The organism is Teichococcus globiformis, assembly GCF_042646265.1.
Lineage (GTDB): Bacteria > Pseudomonadota > Alphaproteobacteria > Acetobacterales > Acetobacteraceae > Pseudoroseomonas > Pseudoroseomonas globiformis.
The window spans coordinates 82,879-107,984 of sequence record NZ_JBHRTN010000006.1; the positions used below are offsets into that span (position 1 = coordinate 82,879).

20 protein-coding genes are annotated in these 25,106 nt (G+C 61.8%); 16 read left to right on the forward strand and 4 right to left on the reverse strand.

The window, feature by feature from the left end:
• The first annotated feature begins 7 nt into the window (after positions 1-7).
• The gene (locus ACFOD4_RS05040; protein WP_379594839.1) at positions 8-142 is read left to right on the forward strand and encodes a hypothetical protein; all 135 of its coding nucleotides are present in this window, start codon (positions 8-10) and stop codon (positions 140-142) included.
• 167 nt (positions 143-309) lie between these two features.
• Here the strand turns inward: ACFOD4_RS05040 and ACFOD4_RS05045 are convergent, their stop codons facing one another.
• Positions 310-1,119, reverse strand: a complete 810-nt coding sequence (locus ACFOD4_RS05045) for an IclR family transcriptional regulator (protein WP_379594840.1) — start codon at positions 1,117-1,119, stop codon at positions 310-312.
• Between the two features lie 78 nt (positions 1,120-1,197).
• Here ACFOD4_RS05045 and ACFOD4_RS05050 point away from each other — a divergent pair, with 78 nt between their 5' ends.
• The 9 genes from ACFOD4_RS05050 to ACFOD4_RS05090 all read left to right on the forward strand — a co-directional run bounded on the left by ACFOD4_RS05050 (position 1,198) and on the right by ACFOD4_RS05090 (position 13,949).
• Positions 1,198-2,757: an acyl-CoA synthetase gene (locus ACFOD4_RS05050; RefSeq protein WP_379594841.1), complete on the forward strand. Its 1,560-nt coding sequence runs from the start codon at positions 1,198-1,200 to the stop codon at positions 2,755-2,757.
• Between the two features lie 26 nt (positions 2,758-2,783).
• Positions 2,784-3,941, forward strand: a complete 1,158-nt coding sequence (locus tag ACFOD4_RS05055) for an FAS1-like dehydratase domain-containing protein (protein ID WP_379594842.1) — start codon at positions 2,784-2,786, stop codon at positions 3,939-3,941.
• Between the two features lie 124 nt (positions 3,942-4,065).
• A complete protein-coding gene (locus ACFOD4_RS05060) occupies positions 4,066-5,022 on the forward strand; it encodes a Bug family tripartite tricarboxylate transporter substrate binding protein (protein WP_379594843.1) in 957 nt (318 codons plus the stop codon).
• Positions 5,023-5,045: 23 nt separating this feature from the next.
• Positions 5,046-6,302: a CaiB/BaiF CoA transferase family protein gene (locus ACFOD4_RS05065; RefSeq protein ID WP_379594844.1), complete on the forward strand. Its 1,257-nt coding sequence runs from the start codon at positions 5,046-5,048 to the stop codon at positions 6,300-6,302.
• Positions 6,303-6,342: 40 nt separating this feature from the next.
• Entirely contained in the window at positions 6,343-7,950 is a 1,608-nt protein-coding gene (locus ACFOD4_RS05070; RefSeq protein ID WP_379594845.1) for a carboxyl transferase domain-containing protein, read from the forward strand.
• A 10-nt stretch (positions 7,951-7,960) separates the two neighbouring features.
• Positions 7,961-8,749, forward strand: coding sequence for an enoyl-CoA hydratase/isomerase family protein (locus tag ACFOD4_RS05075; RefSeq protein WP_379594846.1), 789 nt, complete (start codon positions 7,961-7,963; stop codon positions 8,747-8,749).
• Between the two features lie 13 nt (positions 8,750-8,762).
• The gene (locus ACFOD4_RS05080) at positions 8,763-10,778 is read left to right on the forward strand and encodes an acetyl/propionyl/methylcrotonyl-CoA carboxylase subunit alpha (RefSeq protein WP_379594847.1); all 2,016 of its coding nucleotides are present in this window, start codon (positions 8,763-8,765) and stop codon (positions 10,776-10,778) included.
• Positions 10,775-11,695, forward strand: coding sequence for a hydroxymethylglutaryl-CoA lyase (locus ACFOD4_RS05085; RefSeq protein WP_379594848.1), 921 nt, complete (start codon positions 10,775-10,777; stop codon positions 11,693-11,695). Before ACFOD4_RS05080 ends, ACFOD4_RS05085 begins: the two co-directional genes overlap by 4 nt.
• 1,135 nt (positions 11,696-12,830) lie before the next feature.
• Positions 12,831-13,949, forward strand: a complete 1,119-nt coding sequence (locus ACFOD4_RS05090) for an HPP family protein (protein ID WP_379594849.1) — start codon at positions 12,831-12,833, stop codon at positions 13,947-13,949.
• Positions 13,950-14,322: 373 nt separating this feature from the next.
• Here the strand turns inward: ACFOD4_RS05090 and ACFOD4_RS05095 are convergent, their stop codons facing one another.
• On the reverse strand, positions 14,323-15,288 hold the full coding sequence (locus tag ACFOD4_RS05095; RefSeq protein ID WP_379594850.1) for a GntR family transcriptional regulator: 966 nt from the start codon (positions 15,286-15,288) through the stop codon (positions 14,323-14,325).
• Between the two features lie 203 nt (positions 15,289-15,491).
• On the opposite strand from ACFOD4_RS05095, the gene ACFOD4_RS05100 reads away from it, so the two are divergent.
• From ACFOD4_RS05100 to ACFOD4_RS05125, 6 genes are all read left to right on the forward strand, one after another.
• Positions 15,492-16,622, forward strand: a complete 1,131-nt coding sequence (locus ACFOD4_RS05100) for a mannitol dehydrogenase family protein (RefSeq protein ID WP_379594851.1) — start codon at positions 15,492-15,494, stop codon at positions 16,620-16,622.
• Positions 16,619-17,302: an amino acid ABC transporter permease gene (locus ACFOD4_RS05105; RefSeq protein ID WP_379594852.1), complete on the forward strand. Its 684-nt coding sequence runs from the start codon at positions 16,619-16,621 to the stop codon at positions 17,300-17,302. The genes ACFOD4_RS05100 and ACFOD4_RS05105 overlap by 4 nt, the downstream gene beginning before the upstream one ends.
• A 14-nt stretch (positions 17,303-17,316) precedes the next feature.
• Positions 17,317-17,970, forward strand: coding sequence for an amino acid ABC transporter permease (locus ACFOD4_RS05110; RefSeq protein ID WP_379594853.1), 654 nt, complete (start codon positions 17,317-17,319; stop codon positions 17,968-17,970).
• Positions 17,954-18,682 carry an amino acid ABC transporter ATP-binding protein gene (locus tag ACFOD4_RS05115; RefSeq protein ID WP_379594854.1) on the forward strand — a complete coding sequence of 243 codons (729 nt, stop codon included), beginning with the start codon at positions 17,954-17,956 and terminating at the stop codon, positions 18,680-18,682. The genes ACFOD4_RS05110 and ACFOD4_RS05115 overlap by 17 nt, the downstream gene beginning before the upstream one ends.
• 26 nt (positions 18,683-18,708) lie before the next feature.
• A complete protein-coding gene (locus tag ACFOD4_RS05120) occupies positions 18,709-19,500 on the forward strand; it encodes a transporter substrate-binding domain-containing protein (protein WP_379594855.1) in 792 nt (263 codons plus the stop codon).
• 65 nt (positions 19,501-19,565) lie between these two features.
• Positions 19,566-20,576 (forward strand): zinc-binding alcohol dehydrogenase family protein, encoded by a 1,011-nt coding sequence (locus ACFOD4_RS05125; protein ID WP_379594856.1) that lies wholly within the window; start codon positions 19,566-19,568, stop codon positions 20,574-20,576.
• A 1,349-nt stretch (positions 20,577-21,925) separates the two neighbouring features.
• On the opposite strand, the gene fumC is transcribed toward ACFOD4_RS05125, so the two are convergent.
• Together fumC and ACFOD4_RS05135 are read right to left on the reverse strand one after the other, a co-directional pair.
• Complete coding sequence (gene fumC, locus ACFOD4_RS05130) at positions 21,926-23,347, reverse strand: class II fumarate hydratase (RefSeq protein ID WP_456316873.1); 1,422 nt, start codon at positions 23,345-23,347, stop codon at positions 21,926-21,928.
• A gap of 1,009 nt (positions 23,348-24,356) precedes the next feature.
• A complete protein-coding gene (locus ACFOD4_RS05135; protein ID WP_379594857.1) occupies positions 24,357-25,106 on the reverse strand; it encodes a TSUP family transporter in 750 nt (249 codons plus the stop codon).

Here is a 25,106-nt window from a genome sequence, read left to right on the forward strand (position 1 = left end):
AACAACCATGTCCAATGACAACTTCGATGACGGTCTGGTGCACAATCATGCCTGGGCTCAGGAGCCCGCCGTGAAAGTGTCGGGTCTAGCTACCGTTGCGCAGGCGGTCACAGTGCCGACCCCCAAGCACGGCCTTCCATGACGATCAGGTCGAGTAGACGGGCTGAACCAGGCTCTGGTGCACCGGCAAAGCCGCCGGTGGGGCCTGCTCAGAAGCGGGCATAAAGGACGCAGCGTGGAGCAGGGAGGGCTGGTGGAAGGGGTCGTGCCCGCACCGTCGTACTTGCGACGGCTCTCCGCTCCGGCGATCTACAGGCTCTGAAGCCGCCGCGACAGTTCGGCGGCTTCCCTCTGCAACGCGGCACCGAGCTTGAGCAAGCCCTGGCGTCGGAGCTGCTCGGTCACTCCAACAATGACGATGGAGTGCGAGATGCGCCCGCGCTGCATCACGGGTGCCGCGATCACCGTTACGCCCGCGATATAGCGTCCCTCGTCGATGGCATATCCACTGCGCCTGGTTGCCTCGATGTCGCTGTGCCATTGGACCAGCGTCGGCGGGTCTTCCCACCGCAGGGTGTGGAAGCGCCGATCCAGTTCACGGGCGGGATAGCCGCCAAAGGCTGCGATGCAGCGACCAGTTGCGCTGATCAGGGCCGGGTAGCGGCTTCCCACATCGACCTGCAGGCGCAACGCTTGGCTTGGCCGAGCAAGAGCCAGTGCGACAATATGGTCGAGGCCCATGGCTTCCACGCCGATGGCGGTCGCGCCGTACCCGGTCGCGAGCCGGTCTAGCACCGGCTGGACGGCGTTGCTGAACGGGTCGTTCCGGAGCATCCCGCGCGCCAGCGCGACAACACCGCTGGCAAGCGCATAGCGCTTCGTCGCAGGGTCCACCACCAGCATCTCCTCCGCAACCAGGGCGCGCAGAATATGCAGGCAGGTACTCGGCACGATGCCAAGAGTTCGGGCCAAGACCTGTACACCGAGCGGTGCTTCGCTTCGGGACAGCAGGCGCAGGATTGCGATAGCCCGCGTCACGGCAGGAACGGCACGGATGGTCTCCTTGCCGGTAGATGAGGAGGTGTCGCTCTCAACGGAGTTCATGTTGTACAGATACAACAGAGTAATCTATTTGACAACAGAAGAGACTGCTGGTCTGAATGTCGCCACGGGTCAAAACCGAAGGGGACACGTTCAATGACACGGCTCGCCGAAAGCTGTGACTATGCATTCGCGCAGTCGAACTACACGCCGCAGCGTTTGTGGGAGTTCTTCGAGGGCAACCGATCGCGCTTCAACATCGCGCATGAATGCGTCGACCGGCATGCGGTCGATCCTGCGCGCCTGGCAGTCCGCGTGGCTCATGCCGATGGTCGTGACGAGTTGATCACCTTCCGATCCATTGCTGAAACCTCTTCCCGCATCGCCCATTGGCTGCGGAGCCGCGGCATCGTGGCGGGTGACCGGGTGGCGGTCATGCTCGACCCGTCGCTGCCATTCTATGCGGCTATGTTCGGCGCCATGAAGTGCGGCGCCATCGCTGTGCCATTGTTCACCCTGTTCGGACCGGAGGGTGTCCGGCTGCGAGTTGCCGACTGCTCTCCACGGGTTTTGTTGGTCAACACTGAGAAGGCACCGACGGCAGTTGGTATCGAAGGGACGGAGACCGTTGTTGTCGATTCCGAATTCGTGGAGGCACTGGCCGCCTTCCCAACAGAATACCAGCCTGACACCGAGGCAGATGATCTGGCGCTCTTTCAGTACACTTCGGGCACAACGCGGGAATTGCCTGCGGCGGTGAAGCACACGCATCGCTCGATCGTGGTGCTGATGCTGGCGGCGCTGTATGGCACGGGCATCCGTCCAGGCGACGAGTTCTTCTGCCCCTCATCTCCCGCATGGGGGCATGGGCTGGCGCACGGAACTCTTGCGCCACTGGCTATGGGAGTGACCACAGGGACCTATGCCGGACGTTTCGACGCCATCAGGCTGATGCGGGCCTTACAGGATTACGGCATCACGAACCTTTCCTCGGCCTCCACCCATTACCGCATGATGCGCACCAGCGGTGCCGCCAAGCAGTTCCGCTTCGCCATCCGCAAGCTGTCCTACACCGGCGAGCCGATCGACGCCGAGACACTGCGCTTCATCGACGAAACCTTTGGCGTCCCCGCCTGCAGCATGTACGGCACGACCGAGGTCGGGGTTGCGCTCGTCAACTACCCGGGAGCGAGTGACTTCGTTGTTAAACCCGGCTCGCTGGGCAAGGCGGTGCCGGGACTGGAGGTGCAGGTGCAGCGACCGGATGGAACTCCCGCACCACCCAACGAGATCGGCGAGATCCGCCTTCTGCGACGCGGCGAGTGGGTACCCACCAAGGACCTCGGGCGCGTGGACGAGGATGGCTACTTCTACCATGCTGGCCGTGCAGACGACGTCATCATCTCCGCGGGCTGGACCATGAGTGCGGTCGAGATCGAGGATGTGCTGATGCAGCATCCCGATGTTTGCGAAGCCGCCGCCATCGGTGTGCCCGACCCTGTCCGGGGCCAGGTGGTGAAGGCCTTCGTGGTCAGTCCGCGGCCGGGCGACGAGACGTTCACGCGTGATCTTCAGGACTTCACCCGCGAACGCCTGAGCCAGCACGAGTACCCGCGTCAGGTCGCCTTCGTGACAGAGCTGCCGAAAACACCGGCGGGCAAGATCAACCGCAAGGCCATCCGCGACGCCGAAGCGGCCTTTCGCGTGACCGCCTGAACATCAAGATCGACGGAGGAACGAGCATGTCGGCATCCACCTTGGAAGAACCGGCGACCCGACACTTTCCCAAAATTACGGAGGAGGCGCTCGATGACCTGCGCACCCGCATCGGCAAGCCGATCGAGAACACTGCCGAGCCCTGGAACTACGAGGCGACCCGAGACGGAATCCGCCATTACGCGCACGGCATCGGCGACGACAACCCCCTCTGGTGCGACCCGGCCTATGCAGATCACAGCAAGCTCGGCGGCATTGTGGCGTTGCCAAGCTTCCTGTTCACCACCAGCCGGATCATCTCAGGCTATGTGGGGGGGCTGCCGGGTGTGCACGCCATGTGGTCCGGGGCCGACTGGCGGTGGCACCGCTGGGTGCGCCGCAACGAGACCATCCGCACCGAGGCGCACTTGGCCGGCCTTGTGGAACATGACACAGGCTTTGCCGGCCGAGCCATCCGGCAGATCTACCATGTGGATTTCTACGGCGATGACGGCGACAAGGTGGCCGAGGCAGAGAGCTGGTGCTTCCGCACCGATCGCGATGCGGCGCGGGAGCAGGGCACCAAGTACCGCGAGGTGAAGAACAAGCCGCCCCGTGTGTACACCAAGGAGGAACTGGATCGCGTCTACAAGCTCTATGAGGCCGAGGAAGTTCGGGGCGCCAGGCCCCGATACTGGGAGGACGTGCAGGTTGGCGAGGCTTTGCCGACCATGGCCAAGGGGCCGATGACGGTGACCGGGTTCGTGGCCTTTGCCCAAGGCTGGGGCGGCCTCTACATCCGCGCCAACAAGCTGGCCTGGCGGCAGATCCGCAACCATCCCGGCCTCGGCATCAAGAACCGCTTCGGCATTCCCGACTGCCCGGAGCGTGTGCATTGGGAGCCGGAGATGGCGCTGATGGTCGGCGCACCCGGGGCTTATGATTACGGGCCTGAGCGCTGCTCCTGGTTAACCCACCAGATGACCAACTGGATGGGCGATGAAGGCTTCCTGGTGCGCGCCACCAGCAAGCTCCGCCGTCACAATCCCGAAGGCGATCTGCTGTTTATCGACGGCAAGGTGACTGGCAAGCGCACCGAAGGCAGTCGCCACCTCGTGGACATCGAGCAGCAGGCCGTCAACCAGGATGGCGAGTTGTCGGTGCTCGGCACCGGCACGGTGGCGCTGCCGAGCCGCGGCGTCTGAAACAAGGGCGTCACTGCCACGGGGTGCCTTCGTCGAAATTGCTCCGGGGACGATTCGCCCCCGGCTTTGCGCCTGATAAGCAAAACAGAACATGGGGAGGCATGTTATGCACAGGAGGACCATTTTGGCGGGTCCGCTGGCCATGCTGGCTGGAACAACCGCCTTCACGCGCGGTGCCGGCGCGCAGGCATCCTATCCCAGCCGGCCTGTCCGGGTGATCGTGCCCTACGCTGCCGGTCAGGGCTCCGACCTGTTCGCCCGGCGCTTCGCCGAGTTCTTCCACAGGCAGCTCGGCCAGACCTTTGTGGTGGAGAACCGCGCCGGCGCGGGAGGCAACATCGGCACGGCCGCGGCCGCACGCACCGAGCCGGATGGATACTCGCTGCTTTGGGGCACCAACGGGACTCATGCGGGTAATGAGTTCGTCTACGCTTCGCTCGGCTTTGATCCGGTCAAGGATTTCGAGCCGATCGCCGGCGTACTCCGCTTCGGCATGGTCCTCAACACCAACAAGGGCAGCAACTATGCGAGCATGGCGGAGCTGATCGCGGCTGCAAGGCAGCGGCCTGGCCAGCTTTCAGTGGGTTGCCCCAGTACCACCGCTCGCGTGCTGCTACAGATGATCCGCGACAAGGCGGGGATCGACCTGTTGCCGGTGCCATATAACGGCAGCGGCCAGGCTCTGACGGGCCTCCTGCGCAACGACGTTCAGGCCTCCATCGACACGATTACCGCCGTTCTGGGTCCCATCCGGCAAGGTCAGGTTACGGCGATTGCGATCTCCACCGACAAACGCTCCGAGTCCCTGCCCGAGCTGCCGACGCTCAAGGAAGCCGGCGTGGACGCGACGCTGGAGGCCTGGAATGCCCTGTACGGACCTCGCGGCATGCCTGCACCGGTCGTTCAGGTCTTGAACCGGGCGGTCAATGCTGCGCTCAACGACCACGCGGTCCGCGCCGCGATGGTCCAGGATGGCGCCGATCCGCTTGGCGGTGCGCCGGCCGATCTGGCGGCTCTGATGCAGCGCGACCGTGCCATCTGGGAGCCGATTGTGCGAAATCTCGGGCTGACGGCACAATAGCGACAGTGTGGGAGGACGCCGCCATGGATCAACCGATGCAGCAGAACTCCGCCGCCGGTGACGACGCCGGCGGGTGGGGTGGTCCGCTGGCGGGCCTCCGGGTTCTGGATCTGACGCGGGTGCTGGCTGGTCCGCTGGCAGCCCAGTTCCTGGCCGACCTCGGCGCCGAGGTGCTGAAGCTGGAGGCGCCGGAGCGTGGCGACGAAACTCGCGGCTTCGCTCCGTTTCTGGAGGGAGAGAGTCACTACTTCCTGGCGTTGAACCGTGGCAAGCGCAGCATGGTTGTGGATCTCCGCCAGCCCGAAGGGGCAGACATCCTTCGCGGCCTGGTCGCCAGTGCCGACGTATTGATCGAGAATTTCCGTCCAGGCGTGATGGAGCGCCTCGGCCTCGGCGCGGACGCCCTGATGGCGATCAATCCCAGGCTGATCTATTGCGCGATCAGCGGCTTCGGGCTGACTGGACCGCTGGCCGGGGCACCTTCCTTCGACATCGTGACGCAAGCCATGACGGGCGTCATGAGTGTGAACGGTGCCATGGGCGGATCGCCGGTGAAGCTCGGCCTGCCCATTGGCGACATGTCTGGCGGGATCTTCGGCGCCCTTGGCGTTCTCTCCGCCTTGCACGAGCGTGCAGCGACGGGACACGGCCGTGTGGTCGATGCCAGTCTCTATGACGGCACCATGTCGTTGCTGGGCTACCTTTCGCAGCTGGCCTTTATCACGGGGCAGGACCCGCGCCCGATGGGTTCGGCGCATCCCAGCGTCGTCCCCTACGACTCCTTTCCGGCGGTTGATGGAGCTATCGTCATTGCCTGCTTGGCTGACCACTTCTGGCCGCGCCTGTGCGCAGCACTGGGCTGCCCGGATCTTGGCGCCGATCCCGGCTTGGCCACCATGGCCCAGAGACGGGAGCGGCGCAGCGAAATCGAACCGCGTATTGCCGCCATCACCCGCACACGCAGTGTCGCAGAATGGCAAAGCATTCTGGAGGCGCATGACATCCCCCATGCTCCGGTACTGGGCATCCGGGAAGCGCTGGCCCATCCCCATGCCCAGGCTCGGGAAATGGTGGTTGAAGTTCAGCACGACCGGCTTGGCCCCATCCAGGTGCTGGGTCGTCCCATCAAGTTCCCTGGTAGCCATCAGACGCCGTTGGCCGCACCGCCCGTGCTGGGCCAACATACGGCGGACATCCTGCGGCGCGAGTTGAACTATTCCGAGGAAAGGATCCGGGATCTGTGCGAGCGCGGCGTCATCGACAGAGGGACCAGGAAGTGACTACGCAGGCTTCAACGCACTCGAAGGCTGGGAGAGGCTGATGCCCGTGCTGCGGACGGAACTGGAAGCGCGCTCGCCGGATAGCGTCGCGAACTCGGCCCAAATGCGCACGGTGGTCCAGGATCTCCGCGCACAGGCCGAGCAGGTCCGCCTTGGCGGTGGCCAGGCTGCACGCGACCGGCATCTTTCCCGCGGCAAATTGTTGCCCCGCGACCGTATCCGGGCCCTGATCGATCCTATGTCGCCCTTCCTTGAGGTCGGCCAGCTCGCTGCGCACGGGATGTACGGAGGCGCGGTGCCCTCGGCTGGAATCATTACCGGCATCGGGCGCGTGTCCGGCCGTGAATGCATGATCGTAGCCAACGACGCGACCGTGAAGGGTGGTACCTACTTTCCCATTACGGTACAGAAGCACCTGCGAGCGCAGGAAATCGCGCAGCAGAACCGGCTGCCCTGCATCTATCTGGTAGACAGCGGCGGCGCCAACTTGCCCAACCAAGACGAGGTATTTCCCGGACGCGACCATTTCGGACGCATCTTCTTCAACCAAGCCAACATGTCGGCCCAGGGCATCGCGCAGATCGCGGTGGTGATGGGGTCCTGCACCGCCGGTGGGGCCTACGTGCCCGCCATGTGCGATGAGAGCATCATCGTTCGCAACCAGGGCACCATCTTCCTGGCCGGCCCACCACTTGTGAAGGCGGCGACCGGCGAGGTTGTCAGCGCCGAGGAACTGGGCGGGGCAGAGGTGCACAGCCGGATCTCCGGCGTTACCGACCACTTCGCCGAGAACGATGCCCATGCGCTCGGCATTGCTCGTCGTGTGGTGGCGAACCTGAATGTGGTCAAGCGTTCCTCCTTGGCATTGCGCCAACCGGTGCCACCGCTTTACGCAACCGAGGAGCTGTATGCCGCGGTGCCGGCCAATCCGCGCACGCCCTACGACGTGCGGGAGGTCATCGCCCGGCTGGTGGACGCGAGCGAGTTCGACGAGTTCAAGCGGCTGTACGGCCCGACCCTGGTCTGTGGCTTCGCCCATATCTGGGGCTATCCTGTCGGCGTCATCGCCAATAACGGCATCCTGTTTTCCGAATCCGCTCAGAAGGGTGCACACTTCATCGAGCTGTGCTCCCAGCGCGGTATTCCGCTGGTGTTCCTGCAGAACATCACCGGCTTCATGGTCGGGAAGAAGTACGAGACCGGCGGCATTGCCAAGGACGGCGCCAAGATGGTGACGGCCGTGGCAACCTCGGCGGTTCCCAAGTTCACCGTGATCATCGGCGGCAGCTTCGGGGCCGGGAACTACGGCATGTGCGGCCGGGCCTATTCGCCCCGCTTCCTGTGGATGTGGCCCAATGCCCGCATCGGTGTGATGGGTGGGGAGCAAGCCGCTTCCGTGCTGGCCACGGTGCGGCGCGACGGCATCGAAGTCCGCGGCGGCACATGGTCGTCTGAGGAGGAGGAGGCGTTCAAGGCGCCGATCCGCGAGCAGTACGAGCGCCAGGGTCACCCCTACTACTCCAGCGCCCGGCTGTGGGACGATGGCGTGATCGATCCGGCAGATACCCGCCGCGTGCTGGCGCTCGGCCTATCCACCAGCCTCAACGCACCGGTCGAGGAGACACGCTTCGGCGTGTTCCGCATGTGAGGGCAAGCCGATGAGCAGCAGCTTCCTGGAAGACGTGGACGCGCGTGGCATCGCGACGCTGACTTTGAACCGGCCTGACCGCCACAATGCTTTCGACGATCATTTGATTGCGGAGCTCGCCGCCGCATTGCAAAAGCTGGGGTCGAATGCCGCTGTGCGGGCCGTGGTGCTGGCCAGCAACGGCCGGTCGTTCTCGGCCGGCGCCGATCTCGAATGGATGCGTCGCGTGGCGACGCATTCCTTCGACAGCAATCTAGCCGACGCAGCAGGCCTGGCCGGGCTGCTGCACACGCTGGACCGGCTGCCGAAGCCGACGATTGCGCTGGTACAAGGAGCCGCCTATGGCGGTGGAGTTGGGCTGGTAGCGTGCTGCGATGTCGCCATCGCCACCGAGCAGGCGAGCTTCTGCCTGAGCGAGGTGAAGCTGGGCCTCACCCCAGCCACTATCAGCCCCTATGTGGTCAATGCGATCGGTCCCCGCTGGTCACGCCGCCTGTTCCAAACGGCCGAGATTCTCAATGCGGCGCAAGCCCAGGAGATTGGGCTGGTGCAGGAGGTCGTGGCAAGGGAGGATCTCACTTCCCGAGGAGAGCAAATCCTGCAGGCACTGCTGCAAGGCGCGCCGGGCGCCCAGGCCGATGCCAAGGATCTGGTGTTCCTGTGTGAAGCCCGTCCGGTGGACGCCACCCTTGGTCAGGATACAGGACGGCGAATCGCCATGCGGCGTGCCTCCACCGAAGGCCGGGAAGGCATCTCCGCCTTTCTCAACAAGCGTCCGGCCAGCTGGCGGCCCGGCTGAGAGAGGAAGGCCTATGTTCCGCAAGATCCTCATCGCGAACCGCGGCGAGATCGCTTGCCGGGTGATTGCCACGGCCCGACGGCTCGGCGTGGCGACCGTTGCCGTCTATTCCGAGGCCGATGCAGGCGCCCGGCACACTCGGTTGGCGGACGAGGCTTGGCCGATCGGACCGGCGTCCGCCCGCCAGAGCTACCTGGTGGGCGAGCGTATCCTGGAGGTCGCGTGCCGCACAGGCGCAGAGGCCATTCACCCCGGCTACGGTTTTCTGTCCGAGAATGCAGAATTTGCGGCAGCTTGCGCCGACGCAGGCATCGTGTTCATCGGCCCGCCTGCCTCCGCCATTCGCGCCATGGGGTCCAAGGCGGAATCCAAGACGCTGATGGAGCGGTCCGGCGTGCCGCTGGTGCCAGGATACCATGGTGAAGCGCAGGATCTGTCGCTGCTGGCACGGGAAGCAAGGCGGATCGGATATCCTGTGCTCGTCAAGGCTTCGGCAGGGGGCGGGGGCAAGGGCATGCGCGTGGTGGCGGGGGCTGATGAGTTCGAAGCCGCCATCGAGGGCGCGAAGCGAGAGGCGTTGGCCTCCTTCGGCGACGACCGAGTGCTGATCGAGAAATATCTTACCCAGCCACGACATATCGAGATCCAAGTTTTCGCCGATGGACAAGGCAACACCGTTTCGCTGTTCGAGCGCGATTGCTCGATCCAGCGGCGGCACCAGAAGGTGATCGAGGAAGCGCCTGCAACGGGCATGGATCCCGTGCGGCGCCAGGCGATGGGTGAGGCCGCAGTCGCCGCCGCGCAGGCGGTGGGCTATGTTGGGGCGGGCACGGTGGAGTTCATTGCCGAAGGTGGCGCCTTCTACTTCATGGAAATGAACACTCGCCTTCAAGTTGAACACCCAGTGACTGAAATGGTGACCGGGCTGGATCTGGTGGAATGGCAATTGCGGGTCGCTTGCGGCGAATCCTTGCCCATGTCGGCCGAAAGGCTCCGTATCCGGGGCCACGCCATCGAAGCACGCATCTATGCCGAAGACCCGGCGCAGGATTTCATGCCGGCGGTGGGCACTCTCGTGCATCTTCGTCAGCCTGTGGAGGTACCCGGCGAGGTGCGCGTTGACACCGGCGTGCGGCAGGGTGACACGATCACCGCGAACTACGATCCGATGATCGCCAAGCTGATCGTCTGGGCGGAAGACCGAGCAACCGCGGTTCGGCGGCTGTCCAAGGCATTGGCAGAGTATGAGGTAGTCGGACTGCAGACCAATTTGGAGCTCCTTCGGTCTATTGCAGGACACCAAGCCTTCGCCGCGGCGGCACTGGATACGGGATTTATCCAGCGCCACGCAGACCAGCTGATGCGGTCGGCCGAAGTGAAGGAGGATGAGGAGTTCATCTGGGCGGCAGCGGTCATGGCCGCGCTGCGGGATCAGCAATCAAAGATGCAGGCCCAGATCCGCGACAGCGGCGACCATTGGTCGCCTTGGGCGCAGAGCGATGCTTGGCGCATGAACGGGGACGGCTACCAAGACCTTCACCTCCGTCGGGGCGAGGAGGAGCCAATCTGCGTCCGTGCCTGGCCGCAAGGGGAAGGGCGCTTCCGGCTGGAGCTGCCCGGGGGCCTGGCTCAGGCGCAACTCGCCGAAGACGAGGCAGGTTCACTCCTGTTGCTGGATGGTGTGTCCCGGCGGGTGCGGATCATCCTACAAGGAACCCAGCTAACAGTGGTGGTGGGAGGGCGAAATCATGTGCTGCATCGCGTCGATCCGCTAGCGCCGCCGCAGGCGGAAACGGCGGGCCATGATAAGGTCCGCGCTCCTGTTCCTGGGCGGGTCGCACGCGTGCTGGTGAAGGTTGGGGATGAGGTATTGAAGAACGCGCCGCTGGTGGTGATCGAGGCCATGAAGATGGAGATGACCTTGCGAGCACCCATGGATGGCCGGGTTGCGAGCCTGCGCCATCAGGTAGAGGAAATGGTGGAGGAGGGCGCCGAGCTGGTGACCTTTGAGGCGGAGGCGGCACAGTGACTTGCCCGCCGAAGGTGCGCGTGGTCGAGGTCGGGCCGCGTGACGGCTTGCAGAACGAGAAGGCAATCATTCCGATCGGCACCAAGGTCGCGCTGATTGAGGCCCTGGTGGCCAGCGGACTGACCAGCATCGAGGCTGGCAGCTTCGTTTCCACCAAATGGGTGCCACAGATGGCGGACACGGCAGAGCTGCTCGGTTTGCTGCCGGCGCGACCGGGCGTCCGCTACCCTGTGCTGGTGCCGAACCTGCGTGGGCTGGAGCAAGCTCTGGCCACTTGCCGTGTGGAAGAGATTGCCGTCTTCGGTGCCGCCTCGGAGGCGTTCTCGCGGCGGAACATCAATTGCTCTATCGACGAGAGCCTGCGGCGCTTCGAGCCGGTGGTGAGTAGCGCCCGGGAACACGGGCTGCGCGTGCGGGGCTACGTTTCCTGCGTGCTCGGCTGCCCCTACGAGGGTGAGGTCGATGCTGCTGTCGTGGCGCGTGTGGCGGCGGCACTCACAGGAATGGGCTGCTATGAGGTTTCACTGGGCGATACCATTGGCACGGGCACGCCGCTCAAGGCCCGCCGTATGGTCGAGGCCGTCGTCGCAAAGGTACCGGTCGAGCATCTGGCACTCCACTTCCACGACACCTACGGCCAGGCCCTGGCGAACATCTTCGCCTGCCTCGAACTTGGAGTAACTGTGATAGACAGCGCTGTCGCAGGCCTTGGCGGCTGCCCCTACGCTTCAGGAGCGACAGGCAATGTGGCAACCGAGGATGTGGTGTACATGCTGCATGGCATGGGAATTGATACGGGTCTGGACCTTGCCCGCCTTTGCGAGGCTGGAGCAATGATCTCAACAGCACTTGGACGGGCTGGCGCGTCACGCGTTGCCCAGGCCTTCCACGCTGCGCCAAATAGGCGGCGAGACTAGGCTGAAGGACCTTCTCCGCGAAGCGGATCCACTGCCTCCTAAGTTCGCTTTGCTGGCCGCTCCGGGGAGCAGTCTCAAAGGAAGATGGAATAGGCCGGCGAGAGAAGCAAATATTCGCGCAAGCTCTTAACTTCTCGATCGTGCTGAGGTTTCTGTGGATGCAGTCATTACTCTTTGCTTAAGACTTTGGTGGGAGGAATGAGGAGCGGAAGCGATCCGAGTGTTCCGCGTTGCGCCTGCCGCAACCGCTGTGCCCAGAGTGCTGCACGACCTTGAGAGCCGGCTCCAGGCATCGGTGCCGTAGTGCGGCATCGCTTCCACGAAGTCCGGCTGCTCCATGGTTCGTTCCAGAACAACAAGGCCCGGTTCGGGATCACGCCTGCGCAGTGCCACAACAAGAGCTTCTTTGTTGAGAAGTCGTAGGCAGACGGCCGGGACTGATCCGCGCCCCTGCGGATTGGTCGTCGATGCTGGCTCAGCCGGTTCTTCCTCAAAAGGAGGGAAGTGCAGCATCAAGAATCTGCTGGCACCGTTCTTCACGCTTCCGAGGATTCTCCACGCTGCAGATTGTCCTGCAATCGCGTTTGAATCATTCTGCCTGGGCACCACATCGCTTCCGTTCCACCGATGGACCCAGGTTGTCAGATTTCGACGCCTCAGCGATTTTCTGGCCTACCGCCCGACCTGCAGGCAGCTCAGCACGAGCAGACAGGCGTAGATGCGCAGGTCAATGGCATGACGCGCGAGATTTATCGGGGCCGCTCTGAGCCCGCATCCATGCAGCGGACGCCGATATCATTGCTCGCGACCACCGCTCGTCCGCCTCGTTCGCTGCAGCGTACCTTCATCACCATACAGGGCAGCGCCAACCACATCCTCCGGATGCGGAATGCTCAAGATGACTTGTACCCGGAGTTTGGCGGAATCCACAGAGTCCATGCTGTGCGGCTCCATCAGGCGGCGCGTGATCAAGGTTGAAGGATGCGTAAGCGCCGCCTGCTCCCGCTTCAATGCGCCTCCTTCAGAGCGACAAGCGGTTTCTCAATGGGGATCGCCCGAAACCGCTATGTCTTGGCCTCGTGGCTGATCCGACTTTATTCCTCTCTTCTCTGGCGGATTGCTGGATTACTGACCTGTGCAAACAGAACATGTTCTTTCGCATATGGCATCGACAAGCACCTGGCTGCGTTCTTTTCTGCCCAAGTCTCAGGCCCTTGGCGCCGCCGGAATCCTGCGTACTTTGCTTGGTGCCTTGGTAGGAATAGGCTCGGCTTCCTTCGTTGACCGCGTTCTGGGTACGCAGCTGGACGGAGCCTACCTCATTGCACCGATCGGTGCGTCCGCGGTGCTTCTTTTTGCCGTGCCGGCCAGTCCTTTGGCACAGCCATGGCCGGTGCTAGGCGGCAACCTGATCTCAGCGGCGATCGGTGTCATGTGCCTGCAGGTAACGTCTGATCCGAATCTGGCCGCGGCGCTAGCAGTAGCTCTCTCCATCTGCACTATGTCGCTGCTGGGATGCTTGCACCCGCCCGGCGGAGCCGTCGCCCTCACCGCGGTCCTAGGTGGCCCTGCAGTGGCAGAGATGGGTTTCCGCTTCCTTTTGGCACCCGTGGCTTTGAACTCACTGGTGCTGTTGATGGCAGCGGTCGTGTTCAACAATCTGGCAGGCCGGCCTTATCCTCACGTCGCGCGAATCCCCGACGCCAACACTCATGCAACTTCGGACCCTCCTCCGGCGCATCGTGTCGGTTTTACCCCAGAAGACATTCAGGCCGCCCTTGATGAGCTGGGTGAACCGCTGGATGTGAGCATGGACGATCTCAATTCGCTCTTCCGGCAGGTTGAACTTCAAGCCCTGCGACGCATGCATTCGCCCGTATGCTGCGGACAGATTATGTCCCGCGACCTCATCAGCGTTGGAGCTGGTGAACCAACGGAGAAGGCAGGTGAACTGATGCGGGCCCATGATCTGCGATCTTTGCCGGTTCTGGACGGTCGAGGCACGCTGATCGGCAGCATCAGCTATGCTCACCTTATCACCGGCGTTCCGATCCGCTCCTGCATGCAAACCGGGTTGCACACCGCTACGGCCGATACGCCGGTGGACAGCTTGCTTCCCTTGCTTTGTTCGGGAACTACGCACGAAGTGATGATCACAGATGATAAGGGCCAACTCACCGGCCTTGTCACAACTACTGATGCGTTGGCTGCATTGTACCGATCTCGCGTGGCAGCCTTGGCTCGGGCAGAATAGCCCATGCCGCACCGTGAGCCTGTGGCTTCGGGCTTCCTCTCGGACTACTGTCATGCCCGGCTCAGCTACGACCCGTCAGCCTCGAATTTAGTGGCGCATCTAGAAGCAGCCGCTTGTACGTCGGCCGGCAGACTGTAGGCAACTGATTGCCGGTGGACGGGTCGAGGCATGGATGTACATCCCGGGGTGTGGCGCACGCGATCATGACAAGCATGGCCTGAAAGTCCTGTAGAACCGCGTCCTGGCCCGCGCAGTATGCTGACAACCAGCGTTACGAAGGAGCAGGGGGAGGGCACTAAAGTATCAGGCAGTTGCAGTACGAGTAGGGCGAAACACTTGCCAGCGCATGGCACTCGCCGGAGGAATTGTTGCCTCAGGTCTTGGTGCATCTCTGGTGATGGGGCTTGATGATAGGCTGGGCCTGGCCGGTGCCATTCCCGCCGACAACGGGCCTGATGCCGATGGCGCGTAGCAAGGTTAAACGCGCGGTGCGCAGATGTACTCGGCATTTTGCATCAACCGCCCTGAGATCACGCGATCGAAGTGCCGCGATGTAATCAAGGTGCTCATGGATGGCGACAACATTCCGTTCTTTCTCGTCCGATTTGTCCCACTGATAGTGATAATGAAAAATGAGGGATATCACGTCATAGAAGTTCTGAATGAAACGATTACCGGACGCCTCATGGATGAGGCGATGCAGCTTCTCGTCGAGCGCTGAGAAATCGCTGTATTGTTCATCGATCTGCTCCAGCAGTGCCCAGTGTTCCCTCTCGATCGTTTCGAGTTCTTTCCAGGCGCGCGTCGTATCCGGCAGATCCATGAAGCGACGGGCGGAGCGTAGCTCGAACAACTCTCGAATTTCGTAGATTTCCTTGGCAAAGTCCGACGTGATACCTTTGAAGATCCAGCCGCTGTTCTCACGTCGCTCCAGCAACCCGAAGCGGCTGAATTGGGTCAAGTATTCACGCACCGCCGAGGCCGATGTCCCGAACTGCCGTGCCAGATCGGACGTATTTACCATTTGCCCGGGTTGGTAATCACCATGCAGGACCATCTGCATGAACTTGCGTTCTACGCGATGAGCCACGCTTTCCGTTTGTGGCTCCGGGAAGAAGTCTGTTGCATCCGGATGGCGCCGCAGGATGCGACCGCCACGCTGCGGCGTAACAAGGCCGGCTTTGGCAAGGCCCGCGAGAACGGCACGGACGGTAGTACGGCTTACATCCAGCGTCTCGCTGAGCTCAGCCTCTGAGCCTGACCACTCGCCTAATGGGCGTGCTGCGAGCAAGCGCAAGCACTGATTGTAGGTGCGCTTGTAGACAGTGTTGCCTCGCATGGCCGCGCCTCCTGCCTTGTTCCGTGAAATCGGCTGCCATCTATCAACCGTCCGAATCTATTTTTTATCTACTAAAGACCAATTGACAGATGGGGGCCAGATGGTTCTTTATCGCTAAAGAGACAAAAAGAAGCAAAAGCTGGAGGAAGTGTGTTTCGCCAAGAATCCCGAGCCGTGATCAATCCTCCGCGGACGCTTTCTGCATGAGTGGCCGGATTATCCAGTTTGGAACCAGCCGTTTCCTCCAGGCGCATGTCGCACTGTTCGTGCATGAGGCGCGTGCATCTGGCCAAGATGCGGGACCGATTGCCGTGGTTCAGGTTTCAGGATCCCCCGCACGGGCCAGCAGGGTCGCCGCGTTTGGCCGGTCAGAAGGCTATCCCGTCATCATCCAAGGGCTTGAGAACGGTCAAAAGGTTGATCGCCATGTAACGGTCACTAGCATCGATCGTGGCCTGTCCGCTGTCAGCGACTGGGCAGCACTGACAGCCTTGTTTGTCGGCGATGCGGCTTTCGTCGTCTCGAATACGGGAGATGCAGGGTACGAGATTGCCGATGTGGATCGCGCACCGGCGCTGCTGGACGGACGTGTTCCTGCCTCTTTCCCCGGCAAGCTTACGGCACTGCTGCACAGCCGCTGGCAGGACAATGCCAAGCCGTTGACCGTGCTTCCCTGCGAACTGGTGAACCGGAATGGTCAGGTGCTGCAGGCCGCAGTCCTGGAACTGGCCTCGCTGGCCCTGGCCCCCGAGGGATTCATTGACTGGCTCCGCAGGGATGTGATCTGGCCTGACACACTGGTCGACCGCATCGTTTCCGAGCCCCTTGATCCCATCGGCGCCGTCGCCGAACCCTACGCCATCTGGGTGATTGAGCGTCGGCCCGGCCTTACCCTGCCCTGTGCCCATCCGAGCATCGTCATGGCAGATGATCTGGAACCGTTTGAGCGGCTGAAACTGCATATCCTTAATCTTGGCCACACAGTGCTGGCCGAACTGTGGCGCCAGAGCGGTCGTCCGGGCGGCGAGACCGTGCGGGAGATCCTGGCCGATCCGACCATTCGTGCCCGACTGGACGCCGTCTATGCGCAGGAAGTGCTGCCAGGCTTCGCCATGCACGGCATGGGGACGCAAGCGGAGCGATACGTTAATGATACTCTTGGCCGCTTCCTCAATCCCTTCCTGGCGCATCGCGTCGCCGACATCGCGCAGAACCATGCCGTGAAGGTGGAGCGTCGCATTGCCGCTTTCCTTGCGTGGTTGGGCGATGCCCGCCACCCGACCCCGGTGCTGGACGAGATCGTGGCGCGCCACCAGAATCGGAGCGCCGCGTGACCTATCAGTTCGATTTTTCCTCCCTGCTGCCATACTGGCGGGAGTTCATGGAAGGGGTGTGGCTAACGCTGCAGCTTTCCGCGATCTCGACCGTGCTCGGTTTTGTTGGGGGCGCACTATGCGCCATCGCGCGTGCCGATGGCCCTTCGTGGCTGCAGCGCGCCGTCGGGGCCTATGTTGAGGCGATCCGCAACACACCATTGCTCGTGCAGGTCTTCCTGGTCTATTTCGGCATCGCGGTGCTGGGTATCCGGGTGGACGCCAACTTGGCCGCGATCATCGCCCTGGTGGTAAATGTTATCGCCTACACCTGCGAGATTATGCGCGCGGGCATCCAGAGCGTGCACAAGGCGCAGATCGAGGCAGCAGACTGCCTGGGCCTGAACCGGCGCCAAGTCTACTGGCATGTCGTGCTGCGGCCCGCTATCGAGCGGGTCTATCCGGCATTGGTCAGCCAATACGTGCTTCTGATGCTGGCCTCCTCGATCACCTCGCAGATCTCCGCTGAAGAATTGACGGCGGTGGCAAACCGCATCCAATCCGATACTTTCCGTGCGTTCGAGACATACATCGTCACTGGCCTGCTCTACCTGGCTCTGTCCTTCGTGGTCCGCTGGGCCTTCTTGGGATTTGGCATGCTGGTCTTCACCCGCCGCCGCAAACTCGGCACGGCGCTGTAAGGGGAGGATGCCACATGCCTAGCTTTGGCCTCGGCCACATCTGGTTCCTCGTGATCGCCGCGGGGTGGACGCTGGCGCTCTCAGCTGTTGCCTTCATCGGCGGCGGGTTGCTCGGCTTCGCCATCGCCCTTGCTCGCGTGTCCGACAATCGAGTGCTTCGAGGCGCCGCCTCGGCCTATGTGCAGGTAGTGCAGGGCACGCCGCTGCTGATCCTCCTGTTCCTGATCTATTTCGGGTTGGCCATTGTCGGCTTCGATCAGCTACCTGCCCTGATCGCGGCCGGCGCAGGTCTGACAATCTATGCATCGGGCTTCCTGGGCGAAATCTGGCGCGGCTGCATCGAAAGCGTGCCCAAGACGCAGTGGGAAGCGGCTGAATGCCTGGCCATGTCGCGCTGGCAGCGGATGACACGCGTTATCCTGCCGCAGGCCATGCGCATCGCAACGGCGCCGACAGTCGGATTCCTGGTGCAGATCGTCAAGAACACGTCGCTGGCATCGGTGGTCGGTTTCGTGGAGCTGTCGCAAGCCGGCAAGCTGATCAACAACTCGACCTTCCAGCCCTTCATCGTCTTCATCACCGTCGCGGTGTTCTATTTCATCATCTGCTATCCGCTCTCGGCCTGGAGCCGGGGGCTGGAAAGGAGGCTCAATGTCGGCCGTCGTTAAGCTGGACAACGTTCACAAGAGCTTCGGCACGCTGAAGGTTCTGGATGGCGTCTCCTTCGAGGTCGCCCGAGGTGAGGTGGTCGCGGTCATCGGGCAGTCGGGCTCCGGTAAGTCCACGGCGCTGCGTTGCATCAACGCTCTGGAGACGATCGAGAAAGGCAGCATCGAGGTCTGCGGTCATGCGATCCACAGCGACAAGCTCGACAAGCGGGCGCTGCGCCTGGACGTCGGCATCGTCTTTCAGAGCTACAATCTTTTCCCGCATCTGACGGCCGAGCAGAACATCATGCTGGCGCCGACCTGCGTGAAAAACCTAGGCAAGAAGGAAGCTCGCGATCTTGCTCGCGAATGTCTTGCCCGCGTCGGGCTGGCCGAGAAGGCTGACCACTATCCCGAGCAGCTTTCCGGCGGACAGCAGCAGCGCGTCGCTATTGCCCGCAGCTTAGCGATGCAACCCAAGGTGATGCTGTTCGACGAAGTCACTTCAGCGCTAGATCCGCAGCTCACCGGCGAGGTGCTGCGCGTCATGGAGGATCTGGCACGTGGCGGCATGACCATGATCCTGGTCACCCATGAGATGGGCTTTGCCCGAAAGGTGGCGACCAACGTCGTCTACATGCGCCAAGGCCGTGTCTGGGAAGTGCTGCCCGGCCACAACCTGACAGACCCGCGCACTCCGGAGCTGCGCGAGTTCATCGGCAACGAGCTTTGATCGACAGTACCGAAGGAAACACAAGAATGAACCGCAGGACCCTGCTGAGTGCCAGCCTCTCCATCGCCGCCATGTCCGGCTTTGCTGTGCCCGCGCGTGCCGACGCGCTGACGACAATCCGGGATCGCAAGAAGCTGCTTGTGGCCATCGACCTGGGCTCGCCGCCCTTCGGCCAGACGGACGCGCAGATGCAGCCGACCGGTTCGGATGTAGAGACGGCGAAGTTGCTGGCGGCGGACTGGGGTATGCCGCTGGAGATCGTGCAGGTCACGAGCCCGAACCGCGTCCCCTTCCTGCTGACTGGCAAGGCCGACATGGTTATCGCGTCCTTTTCCGTCACGGAGGAGCGGAAGAAGGTGATCGATTTCTCCAATGCTTATGGCGTCATCCAGATCGTTGTCGCCGCACGTAAGGGCACGGAGATCAAGGATCATGCCTCGCTCGCCGGCAAACGCGTTGGCACCACCCGCGGCAGCTCCAACGACAAGGAGTTCACTTCGCTGAATACCGGCGCACAGATCGTACGCTACGACGACGACGCGACGCTGATCACAGCGTTGGTTTCAGGCCAGGTCGACATTATGGCAACTTCACCGCAAGTGATGGCGGCGGCCAATGGTCGGGCGAGCGGAAGCCCGTTCGAGGTCAAGATCGTTGTTAAAACCAATCCCTATGCCATCGGCATCCGCAAGGGTGAGGCGGCACTGCAGGCAGCGCTGAATGAATGGATTGCAGCCAACCTCGCTAACGGCAAGCTGAGCGCGATCTATGAGAAGTACAATGGCGTCGCCCTTCCGGCACAGATGCCATCTGCCTGACTCTGCGGCCCGCTTCACAAGCAGCGGGCCGTCCTTCCGAGTGATACGCGAGAGACACGACGACGATGAAGGTGCTGATCTGCGACGAACCCGGCAAGTTGTCGGTGATCGACCGGCCTGAGCCAACGCCTGGTGCAGGTGAAGTCCTGGTGCGCATCCGCCGGGTCGGCATTTGCGGTACCGACTTTCACATCTTCCAGGGCAAGCATCCTTTCTTGGAGTATCCTCGTGTGATGGGACATGAGTTGTCCGGCACGGTGGAACGGGCACCTGCGAACAGTGATCTCAAGCCTGGCCAGAACGTGTATGTTGTTCCTTACCTGAGCTGCGGTCGCTGCGTTGCCTGTCGCAAGGGCGTAAGCAATGCCTGCCAGAACATCAGCGTCCTTGGTGTGCACAGTGATGGCGGCATGGCGGAGCTGTTATGCGTTCCCGTTTCCAACGTGGTTCCGATCGGTGACACCCCGCTGAACGACGCCGCCATGATCGAGTTCCTTGCCATCGGGGCGCATGGTGTGAAGCGTGGCGGCATCGGTGCGCAGGACCGGGTTCTCGTTGTCGGTTCCGGGCCTATCGGTATGTCGGCCATTATCTTCGCCAAGGCACGTGGGGCGCATGTCACCGTCATGGACGTGCGCGAGGACCGCTTGGCCTTTACCCAGGATCAGCTTGGCGCGGATGCTTTGCTGGTGGCCAACGCCGATGCTGAAGCAAAAGCCGGGTCAGCGACCGGCGGTGACTTCTTTGATGCCGTTATCGACTGCACAGGTAATTTGGCCGCGATGCAGCGAGGCTTCGGCTTTGTTGGCCATGGAGGACGGTATGTGCTCGTATCGGTAGTACGCGACAACCTTACCTTTTCGGATCCAGAGTTTCATAAGCGTGAGACAACGTTGTTTGCGAGTCGCAACGCTCAGCCTGACGACTTTGCCGAGGTGGTGCATCAGATGCAGGCCGGCAAGGTGCCGACCCGCGCGCTGAACACCCATTCAGGCCCGCTGACGGCAGGACCCGAATTGTTTCGCGATTGGTTGCGTCCGGAGGCCGGCGTCATCAAGGCTATCCTTGAAGTTTGACCTGCCGAGGATGCCATCCCACACCTTCATCGAGCGTTATGGTCGCGCTCGTGGCGGGTGCTCACTCGGGGGGGCTTTGCTATCGCTGGCTGCCGTTGTGGGAGCATAGGGTAGTGGTCCGGCGTGTTCCAAAGAGCTACAAGCCGGTCGTAGTGGTAGGGGTCCCGGCGATCTGAATTGCGAGTTCAGTTAGGTTCTTTGGGTCTGTTGGAAGAACCTCGATCTCGAAGGGTGGGCCGACGATATGGAAGCAGTGATGGTGGTGCCTCCTGCCATCCCTCCATGTCGTACCTTCATGTGTCACATGAAGGTACTCGACGGCCGCCCTCTGCAATGAAGGGGCGTGGATAGAGACGGTGTGCAACTTTTCCATGCGCGCTGCCGGGACTGTCCTCCTCCGTGAAGAGCTTGCGAATCCATCGGCGTGGTGCCTTAGGTAGTTACATGAAGTTCCGGGAACGATGATGGATTGAAGACTAGCCTCTCCTGGGCGGTATTTGTTGGTAGCACAAGGTCGTGTCAGTCATCCTGAGCAGCAGCAAGAAGCGATGGTCGACAGCCAGATCAGCAGAGCCATTCAAAGGGTGATGATCATGTTGGCCGATCCTTGGTAAAGGGGCATGCATCGCAATCATCTCAGCCCGGCATTTTCCTGAGCTTCACTAGGGAAGGACAGTCATCTTCCGGCTTGAGGAGTCGAGTTTCGTGCCGTAGCTGGCCACGAAGTTCGCTCATTCACAGATCTCGTGGTTCCTGCGCATCGATAATTGCCACCTAACTGACTTCCTGCAGAGATAGTCGATCAGCACTGAGTCGACGTTCTGGTTGGTCATGAGGGCACATCGGCGCATTCTGAATTTGCTCTCAACGCTCAACGCCGATGCTCATGCCTTCGCAGGCTACCTAATCACACTTGCCATAATATATCTTATGAGTGCGTGGTGTTCTGGACGCAGAGTTCGTCGGGAGTTTTAGCTTTACGACCGGAACTACGGGCTTGATCTGTTTCGGCTTCCTGCCTCAGCTTCGTTGATCCAGGCTTTTTTGCTCTATGCAGCCTCATAGAGCAGCTTCACCCGGGTGGAGCATTTCATCTGTCCACAATGCTCCTGCCCCCCTTGAACTGCCTGCCGCCATCAAAGAACACTGACTGCAGGCTTGTGCTTAGGACAGTTGGCCGAATGGAGATGATGTTCGGCCCTATCTTGGTAAAGAAAGGATCTGCACCGATCATCCCCGCCCCATCATCAATGCGGTTTCGTCTTTCTTGCATCGTCGTAGTCCACCTGCCTGCATGGGTGCCAACTTAACCGGGGAGCCAGTCAGGGTTAGCTCTGCGCAATAGACGTTCAAGGCTTCGGTCCGGTCATCTCCTCGGCACGCACCCACTGGTCGAACTGCTCACCGGTGACGTGCCCGAGTTTCACGGCCGCTTCCCTGAGAGTCGTCTTCTCTCGGTAGGCAGTCATTGCGATCTTGGCCGATTTCTCATATCCGATATGGGGGTTCAGGGCGGTAACCAGCATGAGCGAACTATTTAGATGCTCTCGGATCCGGTCCTCGTTCGGCTCGATACCTTGGGCACAGTGCTCGTCGAAGGCACGGCAGGCATCTGCGATCAGCTCGGCGGACTCCAGCACGTTGTGCACCATGACGGGCTTGTAGACGTTGAGCTGGAAGTTGCCCTGGCTGCCCGCAAAAGCGACCGCGGCATCATTGCCGTAAACTTGCACGGCCACCATGGTCATTGCCTCACTTTGGGTAGGGTTCACCTTGCCCGGCATAATGGAGGATCCCGGCTCGTTTTCGGGGATGCGCAATTCTGCGAAGCCGGCACGTGGGCCACAAGCATACCAGCGAACGTCATTGGCGATCTTCATCATCGCGCCCGCCAGAGTTCGCAGCGCTGCACTGGTGTTCACCAGATCATCGTGGGCCGAAAGGGCTACGAATTTGTTCGGCGCCGAGATGAAGGGGTGACCTGTCTCGTCCGCTATGAAGCGGGCGGCGCTTTCACCGAAGAGGGGGTGTGCGTTAAGTCCGGTCCCAACTGCAGTGCCGCCGATGGCCAGGCGATAGAGGCCTTTCAGCGCATGGGCCAGTGTGGCGATCGCGTCGTCCAGTTGCGCAACCCAGCCACCAATCACTTGCCCAAGCGTAACCGGTGTCGCGTCCTGAAGATGAGTGCGGCCGACCATGACAATTTCGCCATAGGCCTGAGCCTTGGCATCCAGGGTATTTCGCAGCTGTTGCACGGCGGGAATGGTGGTGCCTGTTAGCACCTCGACGGCAGCAATATGCATGGCCGTCGGAAAGGTATCGTTCGACGACTGGCTGTGGTTCACGTCATCATTTGGGTGGACCGGCTTCTTTGATCCTGCTTGCCCACCCGCCATCTGGATCGCTCGGTTCGCGATGACCTCGTTTGCATTCATGTTGGTTTGCGTGCCGGAGCCGGTCTGGAACACAACCAACGGGAACTCTCCATCCCAGTGTCCCTCGATCACCTCGTCGGCAGCACGCACAATCAGCCTGGCCTTGTCCTGCGGGATCTGGCCCAGCTCGGCATTGGCCTTTGCCGCCGCCTTCTTCAGGATCCCCAGTGCACGGATCACCGGACGGCCGAAGCGGAACCGCTCGACTCCGATTGGAAAGTTCACACATGACCGCTGCGTCTGGGCACCCCAGAGCCGATCGGCAGGAACTTTCACCTCGCCCATCGAGTCGGTTTCAATTCGAAAGGCGGCGTCATTGCTGTTCTGATGCATCATGTGTCTCCGCTTCGGGGTCAGATAAAGGAAGCTTGATCCTGCGCCGGGGTTTGGTTGCGAACCATTCTCATTAGTGCCTGGAAGTCACTCTAGGGAAGCCCTGCTTCGGCAGTGTGATGCTGCGTCTCTCAACGCATGAACGCGGCTTTTCACATCAGGGATGCGACCGAGAGGCGTGGGCCGCGGCGTATATGGCTCCCGCGCATCGACCAGGAGGACAGATGTGACCCGCCCTGTCTTACACCGGGCCGCCAGTGCAGATAGGGTGGCAAGGCACGCATCGGGGCCAGTCCATGCTTGCTGGCCGCGTCTTCCTCGGCGGAGGGGAGACATGCAGGGCTTCTCCAGTCTGTCGAACGTTGGTGGCTTCCAAATGGAGGCTCGCGACGACCCTGTCATCCAGTGCCTTGCTGGGAGCGGCCCTGAGCGGAGCAAGAGGCTGAAGCAGCTCAACGTGCTTTGAGTATCGAGGACCCAACATTTCGAGGTGGATCAGGCAGCATGATTGAACTGGGCTGGTCCCACCGGAGGTCCGGCCAAATTTCTTTATGAACCATACTAAGGGAGTTCTTCTTCTACACGAGTGGCTCCAGTGCTTAAGGATGGCTCCAACGACCATCCCCAGGATTCTTACAGCGCAGCTTGTGAGCTGATCCGACGGGGTTCACCCCGCCCTTGTCCTGCTTCGTGAAGCCAACTTCACCGAGGAGCATGAGGCGTCTTACCTGCTTCAGTCCGTCTAGCCGCGCTTCAAAGAAGAATTTGAGGAAGACCTCAATCGTCACAAGTCAGCTCACTGAAGGGCGGAGCTTTCCGCCTGGTGTGGGAAATGGTAGTCACTCGCCTACGGCCTCCCGCCTGTCCGATAGCAGCCAAATGGCCTGATCGAACGTTCTTCCTGCGGCTTGGCCCCGCCGGCTGCCCATAACGGCGGCGGCTGATCTGCACAGGTCATTCCTGTATTTCTGACGATCGCCGCATGGGCACCCTTCGCTTTGCGCGATCGACGTCATGAATTCATCGCAATCAGCCATGTTCCCTGCGCCAAGTACCAGGCGGCGATGGTGTAGATTAGACGTTGGGCCCAGAGGCGGAACTGTGCGTCGGTCAAGGTTTCGAGGACGCGCCGTGCCAATGTTGTTCCAGCCATGGAGGCTGCTATTGCAACCGCGATAAGCACCGGATCGATGGCGTCAGCGCCTGCCGCCAGACCTCCGAAGTAGGCCAGCTTCAACCCGTGGCCAAGCACTTGTGCGGTAGCTTTGGTCGCCACGATGCCGCGGCGGTCACTGGTCTTTGCACCGAGAAAGAAGGTGTCGAGGAGCGGACCGGTCACACCCGTCAGCAGCATCAGGGACATGCAGATCAGGCCGTAGAGCAAGCCATGCGGGGCCCGCGTCGGATCGGGCCGCCAGTGCGGAGGCAGCAGTCTCGCCAGGAAAGGGGTTGCCCCAAGGCAGATGAGCGCCACCGGCTTGTCCGGAACAAAGAACAGTATCGACCAGATGCCGAGGGCGACGAAGCAGCCCACGGCGTAGGCCCAGAGCTGGCTCCAGATGATGTGCTTGCGCCACAGCAGCGCCCGCCACCCATTCGACGCCATTTGTGTAATGGCATGCAGCGCCATCGCGGTGGGCAGCGGCATGAGCGCCAGAAGCACGCCGATCAGGATGAGGCCGCCCGCCATCCCAAAGATGCCGGATAGGAACGCAGTGGCCGTCATCAGGACGCCAAGCGCGATGATCATGATGGGTGACAT